Annotated in this window: 20 protein-coding genes and 1 pseudogene; 16 read left to right on the forward strand and 5 right to left on the reverse strand. The window is 58.7% G+C overall.

Annotated elements, in window-relative coordinates:
* Positions 1 to 1,020: a methyltransferase gene (locus tag FDY93_RS01390; RefSeq protein WP_138233966.1), complete on the forward strand. Its 1,020-nt coding sequence runs from the start codon at positions 1 to 3 to the stop codon at positions 1,018 to 1,020.
* A gap of 37 nt (positions 1,021 to 1,057) precedes the next feature.
* On the opposite strand, the gene FDY93_RS19555 is transcribed toward FDY93_RS01390, so the two are convergent.
* Positions 1,058 to 1,195 carry a hypothetical protein gene (locus tag FDY93_RS19555; RefSeq protein WP_220446075.1) on the reverse strand — a complete coding sequence of 46 codons (138 nt, stop codon included), beginning with the start codon at positions 1,193 to 1,195 and terminating at the stop codon, positions 1,058 to 1,060.
* A 134-nt stretch (positions 1,196 to 1,329) separates the two neighbouring features.
* Between FDY93_RS19555 and sbcB the strand changes: the two genes are divergently transcribed.
* Positions 1,330 to 2,766: an exodeoxyribonuclease I gene (gene sbcB / locus FDY93_RS01400; RefSeq protein ID WP_138233967.1), complete on the forward strand. Its 1,437-nt coding sequence runs from the start codon at positions 1,330 to 1,332 to the stop codon at positions 2,764 to 2,766.
* Between the two features lie 222 nt (positions 2,767 to 2,988).
* Positions 2,989 to 4,005: an aspartate carbamoyltransferase gene (locus tag FDY93_RS01405; protein ID WP_138233968.1), complete on the forward strand. Its 1,017-nt coding sequence runs from the start codon at positions 2,989 to 2,991 to the stop codon at positions 4,003 to 4,005.
* A 247-nt stretch (positions 4,006 to 4,252) separates the two neighbouring features.
* Here FDY93_RS01405 and FDY93_RS01410 read toward each other — a convergent pair whose 3' ends face one another.
* From FDY93_RS01410 to FDY93_RS01420, 3 genes are all read right to left on the reverse strand, one after another.
* On the reverse strand, positions 4,253 to 5,527 hold the full coding sequence (locus FDY93_RS01410) for an aspartate aminotransferase type Ic (protein ID WP_138233969.1): 1,275 nt from the start codon (positions 5,525 to 5,527) through the stop codon (positions 4,253 to 4,255).
* Between the two features lie 198 nt (positions 5,528 to 5,725).
* Positions 5,726 to 6,586 (reverse strand): DUF6279 family lipoprotein, encoded by an 861-nt coding sequence (locus FDY93_RS01415; RefSeq protein ID WP_138233970.1) that lies wholly within the window; start codon positions 6,584 to 6,586, stop codon positions 5,726 to 5,728.
* A 32-nt stretch (positions 6,587 to 6,618) separates the two neighbouring features.
* Positions 6,619 to 7,947: a substrate-binding domain-containing protein gene (locus FDY93_RS01420; RefSeq protein ID WP_171018858.1), complete on the reverse strand. Its 1,329-nt coding sequence runs from the start codon at positions 7,945 to 7,947 to the stop codon at positions 6,619 to 6,621.
* Between the two features lie 444 nt (positions 7,948 to 8,391).
* Here FDY93_RS01420 and nagK point away from each other — a divergent pair, with 444 nt between their 5' ends.
* The 4 genes from nagK (at position 8,392) to FDY93_RS01440 (ending at position 13,206) form a co-directional block, all read left to right on the forward strand.
* Positions 8,392 to 9,339, forward strand: coding sequence for an N-acetylglucosamine kinase (gene nagK / locus FDY93_RS01425; RefSeq protein WP_138233972.1), 948 nt, complete (start codon positions 8,392 to 8,394; stop codon positions 9,337 to 9,339).
* 106 nt (positions 9,340 to 9,445) lie between these two features.
* Complete coding sequence (nagB-II, locus tag FDY93_RS01430; protein WP_246068411.1) at positions 9,446 to 10,489, forward strand: glucosamine-6-phosphate deaminase NagB-II; 1,044 nt, start codon at positions 9,446 to 9,448, stop codon at positions 10,487 to 10,489.
* 31 nt (positions 10,490 to 10,520) lie between these two features.
* A complete protein-coding gene (nagA, locus tag FDY93_RS01435; RefSeq protein WP_138233973.1) occupies positions 10,521 to 11,651 on the forward strand; it encodes an N-acetylglucosamine-6-phosphate deacetylase in 1,131 nt (376 codons plus the stop codon).
* A gap of 223 nt (positions 11,652 to 11,874) precedes the next feature.
* Positions 11,875 to 13,206, forward strand: a complete 1,332-nt coding sequence (locus FDY93_RS01440) for a sugar MFS transporter (RefSeq protein WP_138233974.1) — start codon at positions 11,875 to 11,877, stop codon at positions 13,204 to 13,206.
* Positions 13,207 to 13,371: 165 nt separating this feature from the next.
* Here the strand turns inward: FDY93_RS01440 and FDY93_RS01445 are convergent, their stop codons facing one another.
* The gene (locus tag FDY93_RS01445; protein WP_138233975.1) at positions 13,372 to 14,418 is read right to left on the reverse strand and encodes a LacI family DNA-binding transcriptional regulator; all 1,047 of its coding nucleotides are present in this window, start codon (positions 14,416 to 14,418) and stop codon (positions 13,372 to 13,374) included.
* Between the two features lie 436 nt (positions 14,419 to 14,854).
* On the opposite strand from FDY93_RS01445, the pseudogene FDY93_RS19915 reads away from it, so the two are divergent.
* The 9 genes and pseudogenes from FDY93_RS19915 (at position 14,855) to FDY93_RS01490 (ending at position 26,067) form a co-directional block, all read left to right on the forward strand.
* Positions 14,855 to 15,174 (forward strand): annotated as a pseudogene (locus FDY93_RS19915) (hypothetical protein).
* Positions 15,175 to 15,253: 79 nt separating this feature from the next.
* A complete protein-coding gene (locus FDY93_RS19920; protein ID WP_220446081.1) occupies positions 15,254 to 15,481 on the forward strand; it encodes a hypothetical protein in 228 nt (75 codons plus the stop codon).
* A 92-nt stretch (positions 15,482 to 15,573) separates the two neighbouring features.
* Entirely contained in the window at positions 15,574 to 17,406 is a 1,833-nt protein-coding gene (gene edd / locus FDY93_RS01460; protein WP_138233977.1) for a phosphogluconate dehydratase, read from the forward strand.
* A gap of 60 nt (positions 17,407 to 17,466) precedes the next feature.
* A complete protein-coding gene (gene zwf / locus FDY93_RS01465; RefSeq protein ID WP_138233978.1) occupies positions 17,467 to 18,924 on the forward strand; it encodes a glucose-6-phosphate dehydrogenase in 1,458 nt (485 codons plus the stop codon).
* Between the two features lie 48 nt (positions 18,925 to 18,972).
* Positions 18,973 to 19,683 (forward strand): 6-phosphogluconolactonase, encoded by a 711-nt coding sequence (gene pgl / locus FDY93_RS01470; protein WP_138233979.1) that lies wholly within the window; start codon positions 18,973 to 18,975, stop codon positions 19,681 to 19,683.
* Between the two features lie 83 nt (positions 19,684 to 19,766).
* Positions 19,767 to 20,396, forward strand: a complete 630-nt coding sequence (locus FDY93_RS01475; protein WP_138233980.1) for a bifunctional 4-hydroxy-2-oxoglutarate aldolase/2-dehydro-3-deoxy-phosphogluconate aldolase — start codon at positions 19,767 to 19,769, stop codon at positions 20,394 to 20,396.
* 126 nt (positions 20,397 to 20,522) lie between these two features.
* Positions 20,523 to 21,536: a type I glyceraldehyde-3-phosphate dehydrogenase gene (gene gap / locus FDY93_RS01480; protein WP_138233981.1), complete on the forward strand. Its 1,014-nt coding sequence runs from the start codon at positions 20,523 to 20,525 to the stop codon at positions 21,534 to 21,536.
* 127 nt (positions 21,537 to 21,663) lie between these two features.
* Positions 21,664 to 23,100 (forward strand): pyruvate kinase, encoded by a 1,437-nt coding sequence (gene pyk / locus FDY93_RS01485; RefSeq protein ID WP_138233982.1) that lies wholly within the window; start codon positions 21,664 to 21,666, stop codon positions 23,098 to 23,100.
* A gap of 366 nt (positions 23,101 to 23,466) precedes the next feature.
* Positions 23,467 to 26,067 carry a TonB-dependent receptor gene (locus FDY93_RS01490; protein WP_138233983.1) on the forward strand — a complete coding sequence of 867 codons (2,601 nt, stop codon included), beginning with the start codon at positions 23,467 to 23,469 and terminating at the stop codon, positions 26,065 to 26,067.
* Positions 26,068 to 26,109: the final 42 nt, after the last annotated feature.

Consider the following 26,109-nt stretch of genomic DNA (forward strand, 5'->3'; position numbering starts at 1 on the left):
ATGCCTACCGCTATTTCCCCGGCTGCCCGTTATGGCAGCGACGCCCAGTATCGCCTCTTCGATTTGTTGACCGCTCCGCTGCGCTGGGAAGTGCTGGCTGTTGCACTGGAACTGGGTATTTTTGATGACCTTACGCTGCCACGTGCCGCTGGCGAGCTTGCGCAGCAATATGGGCTCGACGGCGAGGGAACCGAGCTGCTGCTCAATGCGCTGGTGTCGCTCGGCGTAGTCGGTAAACACGAGGACAGCTATTGTGTCGACGGCGGTTTTGCGCCGCTGCTCACATCCACTTCCGACATTTCCATGTCCAACTTGCTGAGTTATCTGGGCGAGGTCCGGCACGTGAGTGCCGACAACATCATCGCGCTCCTTCGCGATAAACAGCAGGTACAGACTGGGCCGGAAATGGTCCGGCCGGAATATTGGTCCCGGGCAGTGGGCGGTCTGCGTTCCTTTCACCGCTCGGTGAGGAACCCGATTGTGATGGATATCTTAAGCGGGTTGCCCTGCTGGCCGGGTGTCAAAAAGATGCTTGATCTGGGGGCCGGGTCGGAGAGCCTGGCGCTGGATATCTGTGCCGCCCGGCCGGATATCGACACCGTGATATTCGACCTGCCCGGGGTAGTGGCCAGTCTCGGGTCGCGGGTTACCGACAAGACTCGGATACAGCTGCGTGGGGGAGACATGAACTGTGATGACCTGGGGACAGGTTATGACCTGATCTGGGCTTCCATGGTTTTTTACTACGCCCGCGATTTGACGTCGGTCATGGGGCGGATGCGGCGGGCGCTGCGACCGGGGGGGATGTTGATCAGTTTTCACGAAGAACTCAACGACGACCGCACCGAACCCGAGTTTCACATATTGGGACGATTGCATGCGGAATTGAAATCCGGCCCCCTGTCTGTTGCCCGGGGTCGTGTTCGCGCCGCGGCGGCAGAGGCCGGCTTTCACAATGTGCAGTCGTTTAGTCTGCAAACGCCGTTCGGGCAGATGGAGCTGGTAACCGGCACCGCCTGATGGGCGTCCACAAGCGGGGAATTGGGGCGCGACTTGGTTAATCCGGGATCGCCCCGCTATGGCTTCTCGCAGGGGGAGTGTCAGGACAATAAAAGTCGGTGGCGGCGGCAGCACCTTTCACGCACAGGTAGGGGGTGACGGTGTTCATGCCTTCGGGGATGGGTTTTACGGCCATGGGGTCTCCTTTTTGAAGTTCTCACTTTCCAGCGATCGAAGCTTGCTGCCGCTGCGAGGGACTGTCCAGACAGCAATTGCGCCATTTGCGTTAATATGACGGTTTTCTCGAATTGGACAGACGGGCGTTGATCTATGGCTACCACACTTTACTGGCACGACTACGAAACTTGGGGCACCAACCCCGGTGCAGACAAGCCCTCCCAGTTTGCTGGTATCCGCACTGACGAAGATCTCAATATCGTCGGCGAGCCCCTGATGATCTACGCGAAGCCGGCGAGCGACTGCCTGCCGCAGCCGATGGCGGCGCTGGTGACCGGGCTTGCGCCACAGAAGGCGCTGGCTGAGGGATTGCCGGAGATCGACTTTATCCAGCGCATCCTCGATGAACTCGGTGCACCCGGAACCTGTGGTGTGGGCTACAACAGCCTGCGCTTTGACGATGAGGTCACCCGCCACACCCTCTACCGTAATCTGCTGGACCCCTACGAGCGCGAATGGCGCTCCGGCAACAGCCGCTGGGACATTATCGATATGGTCCGCCTTACCTACGCGCTGCGTCCAGAGGGCATCGTGTGGCCGGAAAAGGCGCCGGTGGACGGAAAAAGGGTACCGTCGTTCCGCCTGGAAGAGCTCACCGCCGCCAACGGCATCAGCCACGAAGGCGCCCACGATGCGCTGTCTGATGTGCGCGCCACCATCGATATGGCGCGCCTGATCCGGGAGAAGCAGCCGAAGCTCTATGACTACGTCTACAAGCTGCGCCGCAAGCAGGAAGTGGCGAAACTGCTGGACCCGCGTGCGCGCAAGCCGCTGCTGCACGTGTCCGGCAAGGTGCCGGCGAGTCAGGGGCATCTCACTTACGTGTTGCCGCTCGCCATGCACCCGGTCAACCGCAACGCGGTGATCTGTGTAAACCTCGCCATGGACCCCGAGCCGATTCTGCAACTCGATGCCGACGCCCTGCGCGAGCGCCTCTACACTGCCCGCGACAAGCTCAACGAGGGCGAACTGCCGGTAGGGCTGAAACTGATCCACATGAACCGCTGCCCGGTATTGGCGCCGGCGAATATGCTGTCGGACCAGCGTGCGGCGGAACTCGGCATCGACAAGTCCGCCTGTGAGGCCAACTGGCAGACGCTGCAGGCCCTCGACTTGACGGAGAAACTGCACAAGGTGTTTCTCGACGGCGAGTTTCCAGCAAAGGACGTGGAAGCCCGGCTGTACGACGGTTTTATGAACGACGCCGACCGCGACCTCTGCCGCCAGGTGCACGCCGCACTGGCGACCCGCGGTCCGGAAGCGCTGGCGGAGTCGTTTCCGTTTTCCGATCCGCGTCTGCCGGAACTACTCTTTCGCCTGCGCGCGCGCAACTTCCCCGAGACCCTGAGTGAGGACGAGCAGGAGCGCTGGGAGGAGTGGCGCTACCAGCGCCTGACGGATCCGGCGTTCGGGGCGAGTATTACCATGGAGGCGTATTTCGAGGAAATTGCGGAACTGCGCGAGTCCTTCCCGGAGCGCAGCGACCTGCTGGATCAGCTGGAAGCCTGGGGTGATGCCTTGCTTGGCTGAGCCCGTGGACTGGATTCCCGCCTGTGCGGGAATGACAGGGCTAGAAATTTTTCCCTATCACTCGTCATCCCGGCGCAGGCCGGGATCCCGTTTCGAGCAGAACTCCACCGCGGAATTGAAAGGGAGTCTCTGTTCGGTGGCCCTGCGCGCGCGTAGAATACGCGCCCGATAAAGCCGCCGGCGATCCCGGCGCAGCCTCTTGGCACACACAGTGGAGAAACAATGGACTTTATCGGCGCCAACATCCTTTCGGTAAGCCAGTTTGAACGCGGCGACATCGACCGCATCTTTGCCGTGGCAGACACCATGGTTCCCTACGCCCGCCGGGAAAAAGTCACCCGGGTTCTCGAGGGTGCGATCCTCGGCAATATGTTTTTCGAGCCCAGCACCCGCACCCGGGTAAGCTTCGGCTGTGCCTTCAACCTGCTCGGCGGCACTGTGCGCGAGACGGTGGGCGTTTCCGCGAGTTCCCTGGCCAAGGGTGAATCCCTGTATGACACCGCGCGGGTGCTTTCCGGCTACTCCGATGTGATCTGCATGCGCCACCCGCAGTCCGGTTCCGTGGCCGAATTCGCCGCGGCGAGCCGGGTACCGGTGGTGAACGGCGGCGACGGAGCCAACGAGCATCCGACCCAGGCGTTGCTTGACCTGTACACCATCCGCAAGGAGCTGGAAGGCAAGGGCCGCTCGCTGGATAACTTCCGCATCGCCATGATCGGCGACCTGAAACACGGCCGCACGGTGCACTCCCTGTGCAAGCTGCTGTGCCTGTTTGAAAAAGTGCAGCTGGTACTGGTGTCGCCGGGGGAACTGGCGATGCCGCAGGCGGTGGTGGAGAAGCTGCGCGAGTGGGGGCACCAGGTGACGATTACCGATCAGCTGGAACCGTCGATAAAAAATGTGGATATCGTCTACTCCACCCGCATTCAGGAAGAGCGCTTCGCATCCCAGGCCGAGGCCGACCGCTATCGCGGTCGTTTCCGCCTGAATCGGGATATTTTCACCCGCCATGCGGAGCCTAACACGGTCATCATGCACCCGCTGCCGCGGGATTCCCGCGCCGAGGCCAATGAGCTGGATTCGGACCTGAACGAGCACCCGAGCCTCGCGATCTTCCGCCAGACCGACAACGGCCTGCTGGTGCGGATGGCGCTGTTTGCGATGCTGCTGGGGGTGGAAGACAAAGTGGCGCAGTACGCGCGGCCGATCACCTGGCAGACGCGGCGCAACGAGGTCTGAGAATTTCCTGGCTGACGCTTTCCCTGTAGGAGCCTGCTTGCAGGCGAATGGGAGCTTTAACGCAAGCAGCCATCCTTGGATACAGTGTCCGGCCCGGCCATCCTTGGCCGGGCGCCCGTGAGAGCAGCGAGCAGTGCTCGCTCTGCACTCTCCCGGGCCCTGCAAGCAGGCTCCTACAAAGCGCGCTGATCGAGCGCAAAAAAACCGGCAGTTAGCCGGTTTTTTTGTTTCTGGCGCGGCGAATAAATCAGGCCGCTTCCAGCGCCTTGCGCACAGTGGCGAGTTTCACGCACAGCACGAACACAGACATGGCGGTGTCCAGCTCTTCCAGTGGCGGGAAGCTGGGGGCGATGCGGATGTTACTGTTTTCCGGGTCCTTGCCGTAGGGGAAGGTGGCACCGGCGGGGGTGAGTTTCACCCCGGCCTCCGCGGACAGACGGATCACTTCCTGGGCGCAACCGGGGCGGGTGTTGAAGGAAACGAAATAGCCACCCTGCGGTTTTTCCCACTCGCCCATGTCGGTATCGGCGAAATTCTTTTCGAGGTGCTCAAGCACGCAGGCAAATTTCGGGCGCAGGATTTCTGCGTGCTTCTGCATGTGTTCCTTCAACTGGGTCAGCTCCGGGAACAGGCGCGCGTGGCGCAACTGGTTCACCTTGTCCGGACCAATGGTCATCGCAGACATCTGCTTTTTCAGTGACGCCAGGTTGGCGGGGCTCGCACTCACGAAGGCGACACCGGAACCGGCGTGGGTCACTTTGGAAGTGGAGGCGAACTGCAGCACGGAGTCGGCGGTGTCGTTACCCAGCGCGGCTTCGCGGATATTCGGCAGTTTCACCTGGTGGTCCAGGTCGTGAATCGCGTAGGCGTTGTCCCAGAAAATGCGGAAGCCGGGGTTGGCAATCTTGGCCAGCTGCGCCAGTCGGTCCACGGTGTCGGCATCGTAGGTGACACCGGTGGGGTTGGAAAACTTCGGCACGCACCACATGCCGATGATGTCCTGGTCTTCGCGGATTTTTTGCTCCACGGCATCCATGTCCGGGCCAGTGGCGGTCATGGGTACGGTTTCCAGGGCGATGCCGAGCTGCTCGCAGATGGCGAAGTGGCGGTCGTAGCCCGGCACCGGGCACAGGAATTTCGGCGCCTTCAGGTCTTTCCATGGCTGGTTGCCGGCGAAGCCGAACAGGTAGCCGGTGAGTACCGCGTGGTACATCAGGGTCAGCGAGCTGCTGCCGCCAGCGAGCACTTCTTCAAAAGGTACCTGCAGGATATCCGCGCCCAGTTCGCGCGCCGCGGCGATACCTTCGAGGCCGCCGTAGTTGCGGGTGTCGGTGCCGTCGGGCGCGCGGTAATCGCCATTCAGGATGCCATCCAGGCTGTCGGACAGTGCCAGTTGATCCGCCGCCGGTTTACCGCGGGTCAGGTCCAGGCTCAGGTTGTGCTGGCAAATACGCTGGTATTGCTGCTCCAGCTCTTTTTCCCACTGTTGCAGCTGCTCGCGTTGGGCGGTCTCGATACGCACGGAAATTCCTCTCCTCAATGACAGGTAGTTGGCGGTTGAAATTGCGGAGGGGAGCTTATCAGCAGCGGGCGGAGTGCGTCATGTTTTCTGGCAATTTTTTGCGGGAAAACCCGATAAATACAGGTGTTTTCGGCGGAAAATTTGTTGCAACTGAAACCGACTGGGATCGGCCGGAGAGTCTGTGTGTCTGCCCGCCGTCTAGGGCTTCTGTGCTGCCAGGAGGCGGAAGTCGGTGGCGTACTCCTGCAGGGTGGATTTCAGGTGCTGACGTTGCTCCGCTGTGGAACTTTGCAGAATTTCGCTGCCGAGATTCCGCGCCTGGACGCGCAGTTGCTCCTGCATCTGGCGATAGTCCTCCGACCACAGTGACTGCGGGTTGGTCAGAAGATCCCGCAGGGTCTTTTCGTAGCCCGTCGGCTTGTCTTTCAGGGTGCGGATAAAGGCATTGGTCCAGCGTTCGCGCTGGGCATTGCGAAGCTTGGGGTCGAAGGTGGTGCTGGCCAGCTCGCGCTCAACCATGGCGTCCTGCTGCGGTGTCAGGTCGCCGAGCCAGCGCTCCGCTTGTTTGCGGAATTCCTTTTCCCGCTTGTTGCGCTCCTTTTGCCATTTTTTCAGCGACTTTTCCCGCTCTTCACGGGCGTTTTCCGCGAGGGTATTGATTTGTGTAGCGTCCAGCTGGAGCAGCACCGGCAACAGCAGGTCGCTTAGCATACTGATGGAGCTGTTCCAGAACGCCTCCGCCTGGTTTTCGATTTCGATCAGTCGCGCGGGACTGATGTCCGGGGAGTCCACTTCCGCGCTGAGCTGCTCCAGGTAGTCGGCGTAGCGGGGCAATTGGGTCTGGCGATGCCAGCGGTGGAATTCGTCCACCCGCTGGGAGAGCAGATTTTTCTGGGGGCCCTTGAGGTCCAGATATTTATTGAGTGTGCGGTCCATCCACCAGTCGAGGTGCCCGTAGACGAGACGGACACTGGAGCAACCGCCCGCCAATAACAGGGTGAGCGCCAGCAGCAGCGCGGTTGCACGGGTAACCCAGGGATGGAATTTCGCGGTGGTCATGGCGGTAAATATAGTTGCTTACCGCAGAGGCATCAGTTAATCCAGACTTCCACCCGGCTGTTCTTTACCGGTCCCTGCTCGCTGTTGGCGGTTAGTGGCGCGAAGGCGCCTACCGACATGATCTGACTGTCGCCCATCTGGTGATCCCGCAGTAGAGCTCCCTGCACCTTGAGGGCACGGAAGCGGGATATCAGGTCGGAGATATTGGCGTTGGTCATGCGATCGGAAAAGCCCACCAGTGTCAGATTTAGGTGACGGTTTTCTTCGCGGGCCATGAAATCCTGCAGCCGGTGCAGATCCCGCAGGGCTCGATTGTCGAGCTCGGCGCTACCGTCGGCAAAGCGGAAAGAGATACTGAGGCGCGAACCGCTAGTCATTAAGTTGCGGTAATTTTCCGGGGCATTGGCATAGGGCGACAGTTTGATGGCCACCGGTGTGAGATTGATGAACCCGGTGTCGGCGACGATCTGTTGGCCGTGGTGGGATTCAACAAAACGCAGAAAGGCGTTTACGTGTGGATGGAGACTACCGGGACTGCGATAGAGATACAGGCGACGAGTGAGGGGAAAATCCTCGGTGGCGATGATGCCGCGATCCGGCACCACAGCGGCGAGTTCGCCGGACTTGATCGCGACTTTATGTAGACCGTCGGCATCGGCGAAGGGCAGGTAGCCGATGGCGGCGCGGTCGCGCTCGATCAGCGCGCGGGTTTCGTGGTTGCCGGATACCTCATGGATGAATGGCGCTGCGGTGCGGCTGCCGCCGAATACCTCTTCATCGAATGTGGCGCGGGTACCGGATTGCAAATCCCGGTGGAGCGGGCGGATGGGCAGGTCTGGGCCACCGAGTTGGGCCCAGTTACGGATCTTGCCGTTGTATATGTCGGCCAGCTGCGTCACGTCGAGCTGGGTTACGGGGTTGTCCTTGTGCACGGTGATCACCAGTGCGTCGAGACCGATGACATGTTCCGCCTGGGGGCTGGTCATGTCGCCAACGCGGGCGAGGGCGTTGACTTCGGCCGCTTTGATTCTGCGGGACGCCATCGCGATGTCCGCGCTACCGGAGTCGAGGGCCTTGAAGCCAGTGCTGGAGCCCAGGGCGATGATCGGGATGACAACCTCTTCGTTTTTAAGGCGGGCACTGATCCAGTGCTTCTCTCCTTCACTGCGCTGGTGTATGCCGCTCGCACCCACGTGCTCAAGGTAGTCTTTCACCAGTGCCGGCGCCAGATCCGCACCGATGGTATTCGAGCCCGTGAGCCGGAACAGGGTATTTGCAGTGCCATTATCGGCGTGGGCCGGATTGCCCAGCAGCAGCAATGCGGAAAAAAGACCAAGTATCGAGTTACTGCGGATACTCATTGTTCCCCCTGTATTTATCATCGTTTTCCCGCCGGCCAGGGCGGGCCGGCTGTCCGTCGCTACCGCGGCGCGCGCTTTATCGCAGAAAACTGTGACGAAGTTATTGCAATAAGTTTGAACCGGATACGCTGACGACACTCAAAAGCTTCTGTAGGCGGTGTAGATGCCGCAACGGGGTATGGTGTCTGTTAACCGTTGGGACCTTGTATTACTTACAGTTGTCGGTTTTTTCGCCACCTGGAGCAAAGAATCGACCTATTCTTGGAGAAGTCTTGCGGTTTTTTTGAAAAACAGCATGACAACGCTGTCATTTGTCTTGTAGTATTTCTTCCATATTGGCACAGGCGCCGTATGTGCGCCGCGCCGGGTCTTCTGGGGCGCAGGAATTGCGATGGGGAAATCCGGTGGGACAAATAACAATAGAAATCTTAGGGGCCGGATTCGATGGTTGCTTTAAGAGATAGCAGGGAAATTCTCTACGTTGGCGTGGATGGCGGCGGCAGTAAATGCCGCGCATCCGTATTTGATGCCGACAATCGCCTGTTGGGTACCGGAGTCTCCGGGCCCGCCAACCCCCTTCATGGTTATGCACAGACCATTGATTCCATTGTGCGCTCTGCCGCACTGGCCGTGGCGGATGCCGGCCTGCCGCCGGAAACGCTGGGGGAGTTGGTGGCCGGTGTCGGCCTGGCCGGCGTCAACATGCCCCGTCTCTACAATGAGATGAGCGCTTGGGCACATCCCTTCAAACAAATGTTCCTGACCACCGATCAGCACTCCGCGTGTCTCGGCGCCCATCGCGGCGGCGACGGCGCAGTCATTATCGCTGGCACTGGCTCCGTAGGTTATTCCTGGGTTAACGGTCGCAGCGAGATTGTCGGTGGCCACGGCTTTCCCCACGGCGATAAGGGCAGCGGTGCCTGGCTGGGGATGGAAGCGGTCAAATATCTGCTGATGGCGATGGAGGGCCTGGCACAGGACTCGATGCTGAAGCAGGAGCTGCAGCGGGTACTCGGGACCAGCGATCCCTACGACGTGATTGAAATGATGGCGGGAAAACCGTCCAGTCAGTATGCCAAGCTGGCGGTTCCGGTGGTGGTGTGTGCGGAAGCGAACTGCCCGATTGCCGCATCCATCATGCGCGATGGCGCCGCCTACATCAGCGATCTTGCTGACAAGTTGATGGAGAGCAAACCGCCGCGACTCGCCATGATTGGTGGTCTCGCGCCGCGCCTCAAGCCCTGGCTTAAACCCCATGTGGCGGAGCGGGTGTCCGATCCCCTGGATCCGCCTGAGCTGGGCTGCGTTTACTTCGCCCAGCATTCTCTCGCGGCGCTGGGTGACGGCAAGTCGAAAGCGGAAGAGGGAGATGCCAAAGCGCTTTTTGGATGAAATCGCTGCGGTGAAAAGGCGCCGCTCTTTGGATAAGCGGGTGCTTTAACTAGAACTCACAAGTTGTCACACGACAAATAACGACACGGAATTACGGACAGGATTTATGAGCGCAGTGAACTCCACTGAAGCCAACAAGGCAGGTGCATCTATGGCGATGACAGTAATGGAAACCGAGGCCCGCGAGGCCCCGGACCGGATTGCCGAGCAATTGCAGAACAATGCGCCGATCATGGCGGAACTGGGTGAGCGTCTGCGCAACAAGCCGCCGCGCTTTGTGATGATTGTGGGCCGCGGCTCCTCCGATCACGCCGGTGTATTCGCGAAATACCTGATTGAAATTGAGACCGGCACGCCGACCTTCGCCGCCGCGCCCTCCGTTTCCAGTGTGTACGGCAAAAAACTGAAACTCGAAGACGCGCTGGTCATCGTGATTTCCCAGTCTGGCCGCAGTCCCGACATTCTCGCTCAGGCGCAGATGGCGAAAGACGCCGGCGCCTACACCATTGCTCTGGTGAATGATGAAACCGCGCCGATCAAAGACATCGTCGATCAGGTTGTGCCGCTGAAAGCGGGTCCGGAATTGGCGGTTGCCGCCACCAAAAGCTACTTGTGCACACTCTCTGCTGTGCTGCAGCTGGTGGCCAACTGGACCCAGGATGCGGAACTGAAAGCCGGTGTCGAAATGCTGCCGAAGGCGCTCACGGAAGCCATCGAATCCGATATACAACTGCGCCCGGAAGACCTGGCGGCGGTGAAAAACCTGGTGGTGTTGGGGCGCGGCCCCGGTTACGGCATTACCCGCGAGCTGGCGCTGAAGCTGAAAGAAGTGTGCAACATCCACGCGGAGTCCTTCTCCAGCGCGGAATTCCTGCACGGTCCGGTCACCCTCGTCGAGCAGAAACTCACCGTGGTGAATGTGCCCATCGAAGATGAGTCCTTTAAGACACACAACGAGCAGATCGCCGATATCATCCGTCGCGGCGGCACCCTGATCAATCTGCACGTGCCGAGCAAGGGCGTGCACCCGCGCGTAGCGCCGTTGGCACTGCTGCAGCGTTTCTACCTTGACGTCGCTCATGTGGCTGTCAGCCGCGGCATCAATCCCGATGAGCCCGCAGGTCTGAAAAAAGTCACCCAGACCATCTGATTTGACGTTGACGGAATCCGGGAGCGGGCAAGTGGCACAGGCATTTATTGCACAACAGTTATTCGACGGCGAGCAGCTGCACCGCGAGGTCGCGCTAACGGTCGAGGATGGCAAGGTGCTCTCTGTCGGCGGCGCGCCGGCGGCGGGTGCTGTACGTCTTGAGGGGCTGCTTGCTCCGGGCCTGATCGACATTCAGGTGAACGGCGGCGGTGGGGCGTTGTTCAACAACGACACCAGTGTGAATGCGCTGTGCAAGATGTCGGCGGCTCACGCTCGCTTTGGCACGACCGGTTTTATGCCCACCCTGATCACCGATCAGGTGGATGTCATGCAGAAAGCCGCGGATGCGGTCAGTGCCGCTCTGACGGAAGGGGTACCCGGTGTGTTGGGTGTGCATTTCGAGGGGCCGCATCTGAGCGCCCCGAAGAAAGGCACTCACGAGGAAAAGTTTATCCGCCCGCTCAGCGAAGAAGAGTTGGCGATTTATGCCCGGGATGATCTCGGCCTGAAAATGGTCACCCTGGCGCCAGAAAATGTGTCCCCCGAGGATATCGCCAAGCTGGCATCGCTCGGCGTGAAGGTCTGCCTCGGGCATTCCAATGCCGATGGCAAAACTGCGGCCGCTGCGGTGGCCGCGGGTGCGACCGGATTCACACATCTTTACAACGCCATGTCGCCGCTGCACTCGCGCGATCCCGGCATGGTGGGTACCGCGCTGATCAGCGACGGTTGCTGGTGTGGATTGATCGCTGACGGCCACCATGTGAGCCCGGAAGCCATGATCCTGGCAATGAAGGCCAAGCCCCGCGGCAAGATTGTGCTGGTGACAGATGCCATGTCCCTGGTGGGCAGTGATGAAATGAGCTTCCCGCTGTTCGAGCGCATCGTCACTCGCGATGGCGATAAACTGACGTCGACCACCGGTGAGCTGGCCGGATCGCATCTGGACATGATCGGCGCAGTGCGCAATATCCGCGACTGGTGTGGAGTGGAACTGACCGAGGCGCTGCGTATGGCGGGCCTGTATCCGGCCGAGTTTCTCGGTACCGATGCCGGGCGCATTGTTGTCGGTGCGCCGGCCGACATGATTCTTGTCGATGACAAGCTCCAGGTGCAGAAAACCTGGATCGGTGGAAAAGAAGTTTTTTCAGTAAGTGAATAGAGCTTTGTGTAGGAGCCTGCCTGCAGGGCCCGGGAGGGCGTAGAGCGAGCACTGCTCGCTGCTCTCACGGGCGCCCGGCCATGGATGGTCGGGCCGGACACTGCTCCAAGGATGGCTGCTTGCGATAAAACCTCCGTTCGCCTGCAAGCAGGCTCCTACAAAGTAATAAAAACCCGATGACGAACTTGATCAACGCTCAATAACGATAATTAAAGGTGAAACCATGAATACCGCAGTCGTAGCACAGCGCGAAACGCGCAGCAGCATTCTGCCGATGGCCATCATCGGTCTGCTGTTTTTTATTTTCGGCTTTGTCACCTGGCTGAACGGCGCACTGATCCCGTTTTTGCAGACTATCTGTGAGCTCAGCGCCTTCCAGGCCATGCTGGTAACGTCCGCGTTTTATATTGCCTACACGGTGATGGCGATGCCGATGGCGGCCATCATTGAGCGCACTGGCTACAAGGTCGGCATGGCGCTCGGTCTGGCGCTGGTCGCTGTCGGCGCGCTGATTTTTATTCCCGCCGCTTACAGTCGTATGTTCGGCATATTCCTGCTGGCCCAGTTTGTGGTCGGTTCCGGTCTTACCGTTCTGCAGACTGCGTCCAATCCCTATGTGGTCAGGCTTGGCTCTGCGGAAACCGCAGCGGTGCGAATCTGCATCATGGGTTTGCTGAACAAGGGGGCGGGTATTGTTGCGCCGCTGGTATTCGCTGCATTGGTGATGTCTGGCATCAGCGGCGTATCTGATGCGGAACTCGCCGTGCTTGATCCCGCCGCCAAGGATGTCAAGCTGGGCGAGCTCGCCGGGCAACTGGTAACCCCATATATCGGCATGGCGATTCTCGGCTTCGTACTCGCCGTAGCGATGATGTTTGCGCCGCTGCCCGACATTGAAGATGAAGCGGTGGAAGGGCAGGAAGACGCCGCTGTAACCATGTTGGGCCTGAAGAAATTCCCGCAGCTGGTGCTCGGTTCCATCGCCCTGTTTTTCTATGTGGGTGTGGAAGTCATCGCCGGTGATGCCATCGGCCTGTTGGGTAAGCAGGCGGGCCTGGATACCTCGGTGGCTTCAGTTCTGACTTCATACACCATGGTGTTCATGGTGTTGGGTTACATCTACGGCACTATTGCCATTCCGCGTTTCATCAGCCAACAGACCGCGCTATTGATCTCCGCAGTGCTGGGCATTGTGTTTACCTTCGCCGTCATGAGCGGTTCCCTCCAAAGCACGGCCATGTCGGCCGCGACCCTGGCGCACTTCGGTCTGCCCGAAATTCCGAACGCGGTTTACTTTGTGGCACTGCTGGGCTTTGCCAACGCCATGTGCTGGCCGGCGATCTGGCCGCTGGCGTTGGAGGGGCTGGGTAAGTTCACTTCCAAGGGTGCAGCGCTGCTGATCATGGGGATTTCCGGCGGCGCCGTCCTGCCGCCCTTGTACGGGCATTTTGCCGATACCGGCGACGGTCAGGCGGCCTACATCATTGCGATTCCCGCTTACCTGTTCATCCTGTTTTACGCTCTTAAAGGCCACAAGATGCGCAGTTGGAAATAGGCCAACCGTATTGAGTCTGTCGGTTAGATTGTTTTCAGGGAGTTGTGCTTAAAAGGATTTTGTTGATTGAGCTTCTTTAAGAAGTTTCTCTCTTTGGTTCTCGTCATCTTTTTTGCCCTCCACGTGAGGGCATTTTTTTGTCTGCAGTTTCAGGGCGGCCCAATATCAAATGGGCGCGTTACCGGTTGAATCGCGCACCAGCAGTTCCGGCACGAATTTCTTGGTAATACCCGCATCCCGGTTGGCAGATGCCGATTCCGAGGCGCCTTTGCTGCGCGCCTTGTTGAGCACCAAAGCCGCCGCGCAACGGGCAATTTCGTTGTTCGGCTGGTGGGCGGTGGTAAGTTTCGGCCAGGTCTGACGGGAGAAGGGGCTGTCTTCAAAACCGACAATAGATAGCTGTTCCGGAATCGCGATATGCATCAGGCGCGCGGCAAACAGCGCGCCCGCGGCCATTTCATCGTTACTGGCGAAGATGGCGGTGGGCGGGTTATCAATGCTCAGCAGCGCCTTGGCGCCCTCGACGCCGGAGTCAAAGGAGTATTCCCCGGGGATGATAAGTTGCGGGTCGATGGATATGCCCGCCTGCTGCAGTGCGCTCTTATAACCGTCGAGGCGGCCGTGGGTGGAAACGTGTTCTTCACCACCGCACAGAAAGCCGATGCGCCGGTGGCCGTGTTCGATCAGGTGCCTGGTGATGTCGTAGGACGCCGCAGCGTCATCCACCTGGATGCAATTCTCCTCGTCACCTGCGGCGGCGCCACTGGAGACAATACGCACATAATCGAGCCCGAGTTTTTTCACTTCGTCGATCACTGACTGGGTTTCAGAAAAGGGCGGGGTCAGCACCACGCCGGCTACTTTCGAGTGCTCCACCAGCGCGCGCAGCTCGTCGTTGACCTTGTCCGAACGGGAATCGCTAGGGTGAATCAGCAGTTCGTAGCCCCGCGCCTTGCAGGTCTCGAGAATGCCGTTTTGCATGTCGATCACGTAATAGGCGTTGGGGTTGTCGTAGATCAGTGCAATGGTGTAGCTGCGGGTGCCCGCCAGATTGCGCGCCGCCAGGTTGGGCTGATAGTGGAGCTCCTCCACGGCGTCCATCACCTTCTTGCGCGTTGCCGGCCGCACGGAGGGTTCGTTGTTGATGACCCGGGAAACGGTCTTGATCGACACCCCGGCCCTCGCGGCCACGTCGTTGATGGTGCTCTTCATGATCGGCTGTGTTCCTTTATCGGAGTTCCTAACACCGGAAATGCCGGATTTGATCCGTGTTTTATTCAGCCCGGCAGTTTACCCGGTTAGTGGCAGTGGGACGATGGCTTTGTGGTCACCGACCTCTCGGGGGCGCCTATTGGCAACTTCGCGACGTTTTGCCGCACGTTTTCAGTGGTTGGTCTTGTTTCGCCGCTGTGGAACCTGCTGTCGCGGCTTCCACTCAGATTTTGGAAGAAAACTACAAACCGGATTGGCTGTACTCGGATTTTATGTGTCGTTGGGGTTGGTTTGATAGCGCTGTCATCATGCTTCTGACTAATTGGCCGCAGATGCGGCAGCTGCGAGTGCGCGTGTTAAAAAGCGCCGGGCAGGAATAGTCGGTGTCTGCCTGGCTACGGCTGGCTCCGGGTTGATAGACGCCGAGTTGGAGCGCTTGAAAGAGCTTGTAGTTTTACTACATAATGGCGACCTGAGTGGCTACAGTGGCAAATGGATCACCGATGTAGCCAATCTTGGCGCCGGTGGCTCCCATCTCGGGCCACGGACTGCCATTGAAGCGCTGCGTGCCCAGTGGATGGGCGATGTCGCAGTGCATTTTGTATCCATGTGGATGGAGCCCAGCTCACGGATGTGCTGGCCGGCCTGGATGCCGGATCCACAGTTTTTATCGTCTCACCCAAGACATTCACCACCGGTGAGGCGATGACCAGCGCGGTGAACTGGCAGCCAAGAGGCTGTCGCAAGAAGAAATAAAAAGGCTTACCCCGTTTAACCTACACAGGGGTGGAAAGCCAGATAACACCATACTCTTGAAGGAGTTGAGCCCCGGTCACTGGGAGCGCTAGTCACACTCTACGAGCACAAGGTTTTCGCCCAGGGTGTGATTCTGCAAATTTATTCCTTTGATCAGTGGGGAGTGGAACTGGGTAAAGGTCTGGGCAACAAATTCGGAGCCAAAACTGGCTTGCGGGGCGTTGGCCGGAGACGACGGCTCCACTGTCCAACTGATCGAATACTACCGCCGGACAAACGGCGCGGTTACGTCCGCGGAGCTGCCTGAAGTAAGGGCGGCTGAGCCTGCTGGAGAACAGGCTTCTCTGCTGTCTTAGCAGGGGCGTATGGCGAGCTGATAAAAAACGAAGAGTTAGACAAATGGCAAACAAATCAGTGGTAAACAGTCAGTTACAGGCGGTTACCGACAGGATCATCCGCCGCAGCGAAGAGACAAGGGCGAGGTACCTGGCTCAGGTTGAGCACGCCCAGGGCAAGGGCCGCGCGCGGCACAAGCTGTCTTGTGGCAACCTGGCGCACGCCATGGCGGCGTCCAGCGATCACGACAAGAACCTCATCGCTTCCGGCCAGGGACCAAACCTGGCCATCATCAATTCCTACAACGACATGCTGTCGGCGCACCAGCCGTACGGTGTCTATCCGGAAATGCTCAAGGCGGAAGCCCTGCGCAATGGCGCGACCGCCCAGGTCGCCGGCGGTGTGCCCGCTATGTGTGACGGCGTCACCCAGGGCCAGCCGGGTATGGAGTTGTCCCTGTTTTCCCGCGATGTGATCGCCATGGCCACGGCCATTTCCCTGTCCCACGATATGTTCGACGGCAGCATGTACCTGGGCATTTGCGACAAAATCGTGCCCGGGCTGGTTATCGGAGCACTGTCGTTCGGCCACTTGCCCGCCATGTTTGTTCCTGCAGGCCCTATGCCAACCGGTCTCGCCAACGCGGAAAAAGTCCGTGTTCGCCAGCTGTATGCGGAAGGTAAAGTCGGACGCAAGGAACTGCTGGAAGCCGAAAGCGCCTCCTATCACAGCGCTGGTACCTGCACTTTCTACGGCACGGCCAACAGCAACCAGATGCTGGTGGAAATCATGGGCCTGCAGCTGCCGGGCAGCTCCTTTGTCAACCCGGGTACCGAACTGCGCGACGCCCTGAACAAGGCGGCGGTAAAACAGCTGGTGCAGATTACAGAGCCCAGCAGCTACACCCCGATTGCGAAAATTCTTACCGAAAAAGCCTTCGTCAACGGCATTGTCGGTCTGCACGCGACCGGTGGCTCTACCAACCACACCATGCACCTGATTGCGATGGCGCGCGCCGCGGGTATTCAGATTACCTGGCAGGACATGGCGGAGCTTTCCGAGATCGTGCCGCTGCTGTGCCACGTGTATCCGAACGGCACAGCCGACATCAACCATTTCGCCGCTGCCGGCGGAATGCAGTTCCTGATCCGCGAACTGTTGGGTGCCGGTCTGTTGCACGGTGATGTGAGCACGGTGCTCGGCGATTCCGGTCTTGAACCCTACACCTACGATCCCTTCCTCAATGAAGACAAGGACGGCGTGGTGTGGCGCCCGACGGCGGAGGAATCCGGCAATCCGGACGTTATCCGCCCAGCCAGCGATCCATTCTCCAGCCACGGTGGCCTGCAATTGCTGCAGGGCAACGTCGGCAACAGCGTGATCAAGGTATCCGCGCTGAAAACCCCGCAGCTGAAAGTTACTGCGCCGGCAGTGGTGTTCAACAGCCAGGACGACATGCTCGCTGCGTTCAAGGCCGGTGAACTGGAAAAAGATTTTGTTGCAGTCGTGCGCTTCCAGGGGCCCCAGGCCAACGGTATGCCGGAGCTGCACAAGCTGACACCGTCGCTCGGCGTGTTGCAGGACCGCGGCTTCAAGGTGGCACTGGTCACTGATGGCCGCATGTCCGGAGCCTCAGGCAAGGTGCCGGCCGCGATCCACCTGTCTCCGGAAGCATTGGAGGGCGGTGTGATTGCGAAAATTCAGGATGGCGACCTCATCGAACTGGATGCGGATGCCGGTGTTCTCAAAGTCCACGTAAGTGATGAAGAGCTGGCGGCGCGACCGTTGGCGGAGTGCGATTTGTCCGGCAATGCCATCGGTATGGGCCGCGACCTGTTCACCAATATGCGCAAGCTCGCGAGCGGCGCGGAAACCGGTGCAAGCATTCTTTTTTAACCGAATTCGGCGGGCAGGGATCAAAGCCTGGGCCCGCGTTACCGTTTGAGAGCAATTGCAATGGCTAATTCATTTGACATGGTACTGTTTGGTGGCGGCGGAGATTTGTCGCTGCGTAAACTGATTCCGGCTCTTTACCGCGCTTTCATCGAAGGTGGCCTGAACAAAGATACGCGTATTCTGCCGGTGGTGCGCCGCCAGGAAGATGCTGATTCCTACATCAAAACCGCCCAGCAGGCGTTGAAAACCCATCTGCGCGATGGCGAGTACAACGAGAAAAGCTGGAAAGAATTCAGCCCTATGCTGCGCGCGGTGTCTCTGGATATTTCCAAGCCGGACGAGCAGTGGGATCTGCTGATTGATCTGCTCGGCAACGATACCTCACGCACGCGCCTGTTTTATCTGGCGATTCCTCCGGCTGTGTTCGGTCCGTGTTGCGAAAATCTCTCCATCAAGGGATTGATCCACGAAAACTCCCGTGTAGTGGTGGAAAAGCCCCTGGGCTACAACGCCAAGACCTCCGACGAAATCAACAGCAAGATTGCCGAGTATTTTCCGGAAGAAAGTATTTTCCGTATCGACCACTATCTGGGTAAAGAAACCGTTCAGAACCTGCTGGCGCTGCGCTTCAGTAACGTGCTGTTTGAACGTCTGTGGGACGCGAAAACTATCGACCACATCCAGATCAGCATTGCGGAAACCGTGGGCCTGGAAGGCCGCGCGGGTTTTTACGACGACACCGGTGCGCTGCGCGACATGGTACAGAACCACTTGTTGCAGCTGTTGTGTTTGATCGCGATGGAATCCCCCAACAGCATGTCCGCGCGCAATATCCGCTCGGAAAAAATCAAAGTGCTGGAAGCGCTGCGTCCGCTGGTGGGTAAGGACGTCGACAAAAATATCGTGCGCGGCCAGTACGTGGCCGGTGGCCTCGGCAAGGAGCTGGTCCCGGGCTATCTGGAAGAGTTGAAGGCGCCAAACAGTACCACCGAAACGTTTGTCGCTATCCGTGCGCATATCGACAACTGGCGCTGGACCGGCGTGCCGTTTTATCTGCGCACCGGCAAACGCATGGAAAAACGCTGTGCGGAAATCGTGATCCAGTACAAAAAGGTTTCTCACAGTGTTTACCAGCCAGAAGCGGGCGAAGTACTTCCGAACCGCTTGGTGATTCGTCTGCAGCCGGAAGAGAGCATCAAGCTGGTGTTGATGGCGAAGAAAATGGACAGCCTCACCATGGAGCTGCAACCGGTGGAGCTGAACCTGTCGCTGTCCGACACCTACGACAGCTTCAAGAGTGACGCCTACAAACGCCTGATGCTGGATGCCGCAGCCAATAATTCCGCGCTGTTTATTCACCGCGAAGAAGTGGCGGCTGCCTGGGCCTGGGTCGACCCGATCATCGATCACTGGCGCGATACCAGCAACCAGCCGCAACTCTACCGCGCAGGTACCTGGGGGCCACAGGCTTCCAACCACCTGCTGGCGGAAAACGGGCACCACTGGTTCAACCCCTGAACGGGCGTCGGTGGATAACGGTTACGAGTAACAAACGGTCTCAAAGACATGGTCGAAGAAAAATTTTTTGCAGACAGGGAGCGACTCACACTGGCGCTTGCCAATGAATGTGCCGCGGCGCTGCACTCCGGTATCAAGGCCAACGGCCAGGCGACGTTTCTGGTGAGCGGTGGCAGTTCGCCAGAGCCGGTTTACCGGGAGCTGTCACGCCGCCCGCTGCCCTGGCAGCAGGTCAATGTGGCACTGGTGGACGAGCGCTGGGTGGAAAAGGATGAAGCGGGCAGTAATTTCGCGTTTATCACCAACAGCCTTTTGCAGAACGAAGCTGCCAAGGCACCGTGCCTGGGAATGAAAAACGGAGCGGCCACACCGGCGGAGGGTGAGGCGGAGTGCGAGCGTGCATTTCAGGAGTTACCGCGCCCCTTCGATGTGTGTGTACTGGGCATGGGCAACGATGGACATACCGCGTCGTTCTTTCCTTACGCAGAGGGACTCCGGGAAGCTCTGGATCCAAAGTCTGAAAAATTGTGCAAGGCCATCACCGCCAAACAGAGTGCTGTCACCGGCCCGCACACCGAGCGTATGACGCTCACGCTTGCCGCGATTTTGCAGGCGAAAGAAATCAAATTGCTGATCACCGGAGAAGAAAAGCTCAAGGTCTATCGCCAGGCACTGCTAGGGGATGATGAGAGTGAAATGCCGGTGCGCAGTATTCTCAAGCAGAGACTGAAACCGGTCACTGTGTATTGGGCTCCCTGATGTTCCGGCCGCCGGCGGCCCTAAAGGGAACTGGCTGAAGAGCCTGTGAATAGTTAGGAAATACAGAGTTTTAGGAATTCGCAATGCAAGAGTCTCTCGTACCCGTATTGGAACAGGCTGGCGTAGTCCCGGTACTGGTTATCGACAACGTCAGCGACGCACTGCCGCTGGCACAGGCGCTGGTCGAAGGTGGCCTTAACGTGCTGGAGGTCACCCTGCGCACCGAAGCCGCACTGGCCGCGGTAGAGGAAATTGCCAAGCACCTGCCGGATGCCCATGTGGGCACCGGTACTGTGCTGAATGCCGCCGATATCCGCCGCTCTGTGGATGCGGGTGCGACCTTCATGGTGAGCCCGGGCGCTACGGAAGCGCTGCTGGATGCCGCCGATGGCGTGAAGGTGCCGCTTCTGCCGGGGGCAGCCAACCCGTCGGAAGTCATGCGCTTGCTGGAGCGCGGCTACCACTACCAGAAGTTTTTCCCGGCAGAGGCTGCCGGCGGTGTGCCGATGCTGAAGTCCATCGGCGGCCCGCTCGCACAGGTGAAGTTCTGCCCCACCGGCGGTGTCAGCCCGGGCAATGCCAAGGATTACCTGTCGCTTTCCAATGTGGTTTGTGTGGGTGGTTCCTGGATGGCTTCGTCGAAGCTGGTGGCGGAAAAGAATTGGGCGGAAATTACCCGTCTGGCCAGAGAGGCCGCGCTGCTGAAGGGCTGAATCAAAATCAGGTTTCGGCAAAAAGCGATTTTATTGCGTAGTGAGTACTGCAGCGTGCGGGGGGGAGTACACCCGTCGCTGGAAGACAAAAATTCATAAACTTAAAGACACAGAGGGTGTAGCGATATGAAACTCAGAATTGCTATCAACGGATATGGACGCATCGGCCGCAACGTAACCCGCGCGATCTATGAGTCCGGCTACAACGACCGCATCCAGCTGGTTGCCATCAATGATCTGGCGCCGGTGGAAGCCAATGCGCACCTGACCCGCTTCGACACCGTGCACGGTCGCTTCAATACCGAAGTTTCCGTCGACGGCGAAAACCTGGTTATCGGTGGTGACACCATCAAGGTCTGTCAGGAGCGCAATCCGGCCAACCTGCCGTGGGCGGAGCTGAAGGTAGATCTGGTACTGGAGTGTACCGGCCTGTTCACCGACAAGGCGGCGGCCGCCCAGCACATGCAGGCTGGCGCCAAAGCGGTGCTGATTTCCGCTCCATCCAAAGACGCGGACCTGACCGTGGTTTACGGTGTGAACGACGACAAGCTCACCGCCGAACACAAAGTGGTTTCCAACGCATCCTGCACCACCAACTGCCTGGCACCGGTTGCCAAGGTGTTGAACGATGCGATCGGTATCGAGCGCGGCTTCATGACCACCGTGCACGCCTACACCAACGACCAGAACACCCAGGACGCCGTGCACAAGGATATCTACCGTGCGCGCGCTGCCGCCGACAACATGATCCCCACCAAGACCGGCGCCGCCGCAGCGGTAGGCCTGGTCCTTCCGGAGCTGCAAGGCAAACTGGACGGCATGGCGGTACGTGTACCGGTGAATAATGTTTCTTTGGTGGACTGCCAGTTCATTGCCAGCCGCGATACCACCGCAGAAGAAATCAACGCGATCATGAACGACGCTGCCGGCACCATCAAAGGTGGCGTACTGTCATTCTGCAACCAGCCGCTGGTATCTGTGGATTTCAACCACACCACCGCGTCCAGCCACTTTGATGCCAACCACACCCGCGTGAACGGCAACCTGGTGAAAGTGATGGCCTGGTACGACAACGAGTGGGGTTTCTCTCACCGTATGCTCGACACCAGCCTGGCGATGGCAAAGGCGCAGGGCCTGTAATTTGAACTGATGGCGAAAATGCTATCTCACCGGATCGGGCGCAATGCCCGCTCCGGTTTTCCTGCTTCGACAGGCAGCCTGCGATAAGAAACGTCTCACATCCCACTCAAAAACAAATACTGCAAATATGATTCGCCATACAAAAATTGTTGCCACACTCGGCCCGGGCACCGACAAGCCGCGTGTAATTGACGAGATTATCCGCGCCGGCGTTAACGTCGTGCGCCTGAACTTTTCCCACGGCAGTGCCGACGATCACCGCAAGCGCGTGTCGGAAGTGCGCCGCGCTGCCGCCGAGCAAAACAAGCTGGTAGCTATTCTCGGCGACCTGCAGGGGCCGAAAATCCGTATCGCCCGTTTTGCTGAAGGCAGTATTTTTCTTGAGAACAATGCCGAGTTCACCCTCGACGCCGACTGCCCCAAAGAGGGCGGTAACCAGCAGCGCGTGGGCGTGGACTACCCGTCACTGATTGCCGACTGCAAACCCGGCAACATCCTGCTGCTGGATGATGGCAAAATCCGCCTGGAAGTTACCGGTGGCACCAACAGTAAATTGTTCTGCCGCGTGCTGCAGGGCGGCAAGCTGTCCAACAACAAAGGTATTAATCTTTTGGGTGGCGGTCTTTCTGCACCGGCGCTGACGGAAAAAGACTACGAAGACATCAAGCTCGCTGCCGAGCTGGAAGTGGATTTCCTTGCAGTGAGCTTCCCGCGCAGTGGCGAAGACCTGGAAATCGCGCGCAGGGCAATGCGCGAAGCCGGCAGCAACGCGGCCATCGTCGCCAAGGTCGAGCGCGCCGAGGCCGTTGAGAACGATGAGCAGATGGACGACATCGTTCTCGCGTCTGATGTCATCATGGTGGCCCGCGGCGACCTGGGTGTGGAGATTGGTGATGCGGCACTGGTTGGTGTACAGAAAAAGCTGATCAACCGCGCCAATGCCCTGAACCGCGGCGTGATTACCGCCACCCAGATGATGGAATCCATGATCACCAACCCGACACCGACCCGCGCGGAAGTGATGGACGTGGCCAATGCGGTGCTGGATGGCACAGACGCGGTCATGCTGTCAGCCGAAACCGCCGCCGGCGATTTCCCGGTGGCCGCGGTGGAGTCTATGGCGCAGATCGTGGTGGGTGCGGAGCAATATCTGGGTACCACCAACCGCCCGGCGCCCGCGCGTTCCGGTTCGGAAAGCATCGACACCGTAATCGCCCAGGCCGCCATCGAATCCGCTGCGCGCGTGGAGAACCTGTGTGCGGTTGCGGCGCTGACCGAGTCCGGTCGCACCCCGCGGATTATGTCCCGCGCCACTACCCAGCTGCCGATCTATGCCCTGACTCGCCATCCACAAGTGGCGCGCCAGCTGGTGCTGTTGCGCGGCGTCGAGCCCATCGAGTTCGACCCGGCATCCGTACCCCTCGGCCACCTGACCGATGCCATTACCGAGGTTCTCGGTTCCCGCATCGAGCTCAAGAAGGGCCAGCGCATCCTGATCACCCAGGGCGAGCGCCTGAACATGGGGGGCGGCACCAGCTCCATGCGGATCAAGGAAATTGAGTAATCCTCGACGCATGTGAATGGAATCCGGCACTCCTGGCCTGCGCTGGGAGTGCCGCGTGTGCCGGCCAGGACTCCGTTTTCGACGAGACCAGGCACTGATCATTTTTTGTTCTCTAAGGCGCTGAGCGCCAGCGTGCATCCTCTTTGACCTGTCAGTTAAGACAGGTTTCTTGCGTGATTACCGGTAAACTCGCCGGATATTTCCACATTTCCGCTGTAGCTTTTTCCCGACATTGTGTGTATTGTCGGTCGTGAGAATGACAGCGCTATCATAGGTTTGAATGACAGCGCTATCATTTGGCGGTACAAGGTGAATAAAAAGTTTCTAACCAAACCTTTATATCTATAAAAAAGGAAGGGGAAATCGATGCTTAAGCGCAACAAACTCGCTCTCTCGATCACTGCAGCTGTACTCGGCGGCAGCCTTGCGGCTCCGCTGGCAATTGCCCAGGAGCAGGCTCTCGAAGAAATTTCCGTTACTGGTATTCGCGGAGCTCTGCAAGACGCCGTAAATATCAAACGCGATGCGACCGACCTGGTCGATGCGGTATCCGCAGAAGATGTTGGTAAGTTTCCGGACTCCGATGTTGGTGAAGCCCTGGGTCGCATCCCGGGTGTGACCGTTGGTCGCGCATTCGGCCAGGGTGCTTCTGTTTCCATCCGCGGTGCTGCGCCTACCATGACCCTGACTCAGCTGAATGGGCAGAATGTTGCTTCTACCGGCTGGTTCGACAATATTCCTGTTGACCGCAGCTTCAACTATTCCCTGCTGCCTGCTGAACTCATCGGCGGCATTGAGGTGTACAAGTCCTCTCGTGCCGATCTGAATGAGGGCGGCATTGGCGGTACTGTTATCGTCAAAACCCGCAAGCCTCTGGATATGGATGCCAATACGGCTTGGATTGGCACTACAGCCCGTGTAGGTACCATCAGTGACGACGTAGCTCCAGAAGTTTCCGGTTTGTACAGCTGGAAAAACGACGAAGAAACCTTCGGCGTGTTGGTTGCTGCAGCGAAAGAAGACCGTGAATACGTGCGCCGCGGCACCGAGTCTGACTACCGCTGGTCTGGCGACGTTGCGCCTACCACCTTCCTGCAGGACCAGGAGCGCACCGCACTGGATCTGACCCTGCAATATGCTCCAACCGAGCAACTGTCTTTCACCCTGCACGCCATGTCTCTGGAGATGCAGGCGGACAACACCAACACTAGCCTGTATCTGTTCTCCCTGGCTGGTGACAACGTAACGTGTCATTCTGAAAATGCTGCAGGCCTGTGCACCTCCAGCACAACTGAAAACTCTACCGTCGCCAACAAAACCTTTAATCAGACCTGGGGCCGCAAGTCCTCCATGAGCTCTGATACCTTCGATTTCAACACGGAGTACGAAGGCGAAGGTTTCCGCTTGAGCGCGAATGTTGGTTCCACCAAAGCTGACGGCGGTACCGATCTGACCACTAACTTCTCCCATTTCACCGATGACATGTCCTTGTGGCAGGGTTCTATCGATGCGACAGGTAAAGAGATCGTAATTAACCCGACTCTGGATCCGAGTCTTACCCTCGACAACTACGCCGAAATGGTCAACCCGGAAGGTTGGGCCGTTGCCAGCGGCCCGGTTGAAGATGAAGAAACCTACGCGCAGCTGGACCTCGAATTCGATCTGAATGTGGGTATGCTGACGGCGTTCAAAACCGGCGTGCGCTGGACCGACCACGACGTCAACCGCAGCAAGCTCCGTGGTGTCGTTACCCCGGAAATGATCGCGGCCTCTGAGGTTTATAGTGGTCTGTTCGAAGTCGGTCAGCATGGCTTTACCGCACCCAAACCCAACCTGGATGCCATGGTGGCGGTGACCCGTGACAGTATCGACCGTTGGGTCGAAGAGCGTGCAGGCTACTCCGCTCTGAACGAGGAAAATACTGCGCTCTACGGTATGTTTGAGTTCGAATCCGGCGCCCTGAGCGGTAACTTCGGCCTGCGTTACATCTCTACCGATGCCTCCCGTACCCAGTACGACCTGGATGGCACCGAAGCGAAAGACGGTGAGATTGCTGCGAACATCGGTTACGCATACTCCACGTCGACTTACACTGCGGACTACAGCGATGTATTGCCGAGCGCGTCCGTCAAGTACGAACTGTCTGAAGACTGGGTTCTGCGCGCGTCTGCGTCCCAGACCATCAGCCGTCCTAATTACGACGATATGCTGGTGACCTACAGCGGCTTCGCCGACGATCGCACTGACAACCAGACGCAGCGTTTCGGTAGCGAAGGTCTGCAGCCGATGAAATCCACCAACGCCGACATCGCGCTGGAGTACTACTACGGCGACGGCAACCTGGTGTCCGCGACTTACTTCGTTAAGTCCATTGACGATTTCGTGACTTCCGAAATCCTGATCAATCAACAGATAGGCCTTGCTGATCCGAAGGGTGGTGACAACTGGGCCGTGGAAACCCTGAAAAATGCCGGCGGTGCCGACATCCAGGGTATCGAACTGCAGATCCAGCACGCATTCGACAATGGCTTCGGTGTGGCTGCCAACTACACCTACACCGATGCGGACGCACCGAGTGAAGCCTTCATGGACCAGTTGCCGCTGTTCACCGAGTCTTCCGAACACGCATACAACCTGGTGGGTTACTGGGAGAACGATACCTTCTCCGCGCGCGCGGCGTACAACTTCCGTTCCGAGTATCTGATTCGTGACGGTGGTTACTGGTACGGTAACCGTATGCACGATGACTACGGCTCCCTGGACCTGAGCTTCTACTGGTATGCTACCGACAATCTGGACATTACTTTCGAGGCGATCAACGTGCTCGAAGAAGACGACATTCAGTACGGCGCTGCAAGTGCAGATAGCTCTGCGACCGGTATGAAGGCTCCTCTGCAGGAAGGTTTCCCGGCCTGGTCTTTTGCCGGTGAAGCAGTGTACCAGTTGGGTGCAAGCTACAAGTTCTAAGAGCCTGAACTAAGAAAAGCCCAGCTTCGTGCTGGGCTTTTT

The organism is Microbulbifer harenosus (genome assembly GCF_005771435.1).
In the GTDB taxonomy this organism is placed as follows: domain Bacteria; phylum Pseudomonadota; class Gammaproteobacteria; order Pseudomonadales; family Cellvibrionaceae; genus Microbulbifer; species Microbulbifer harenosus.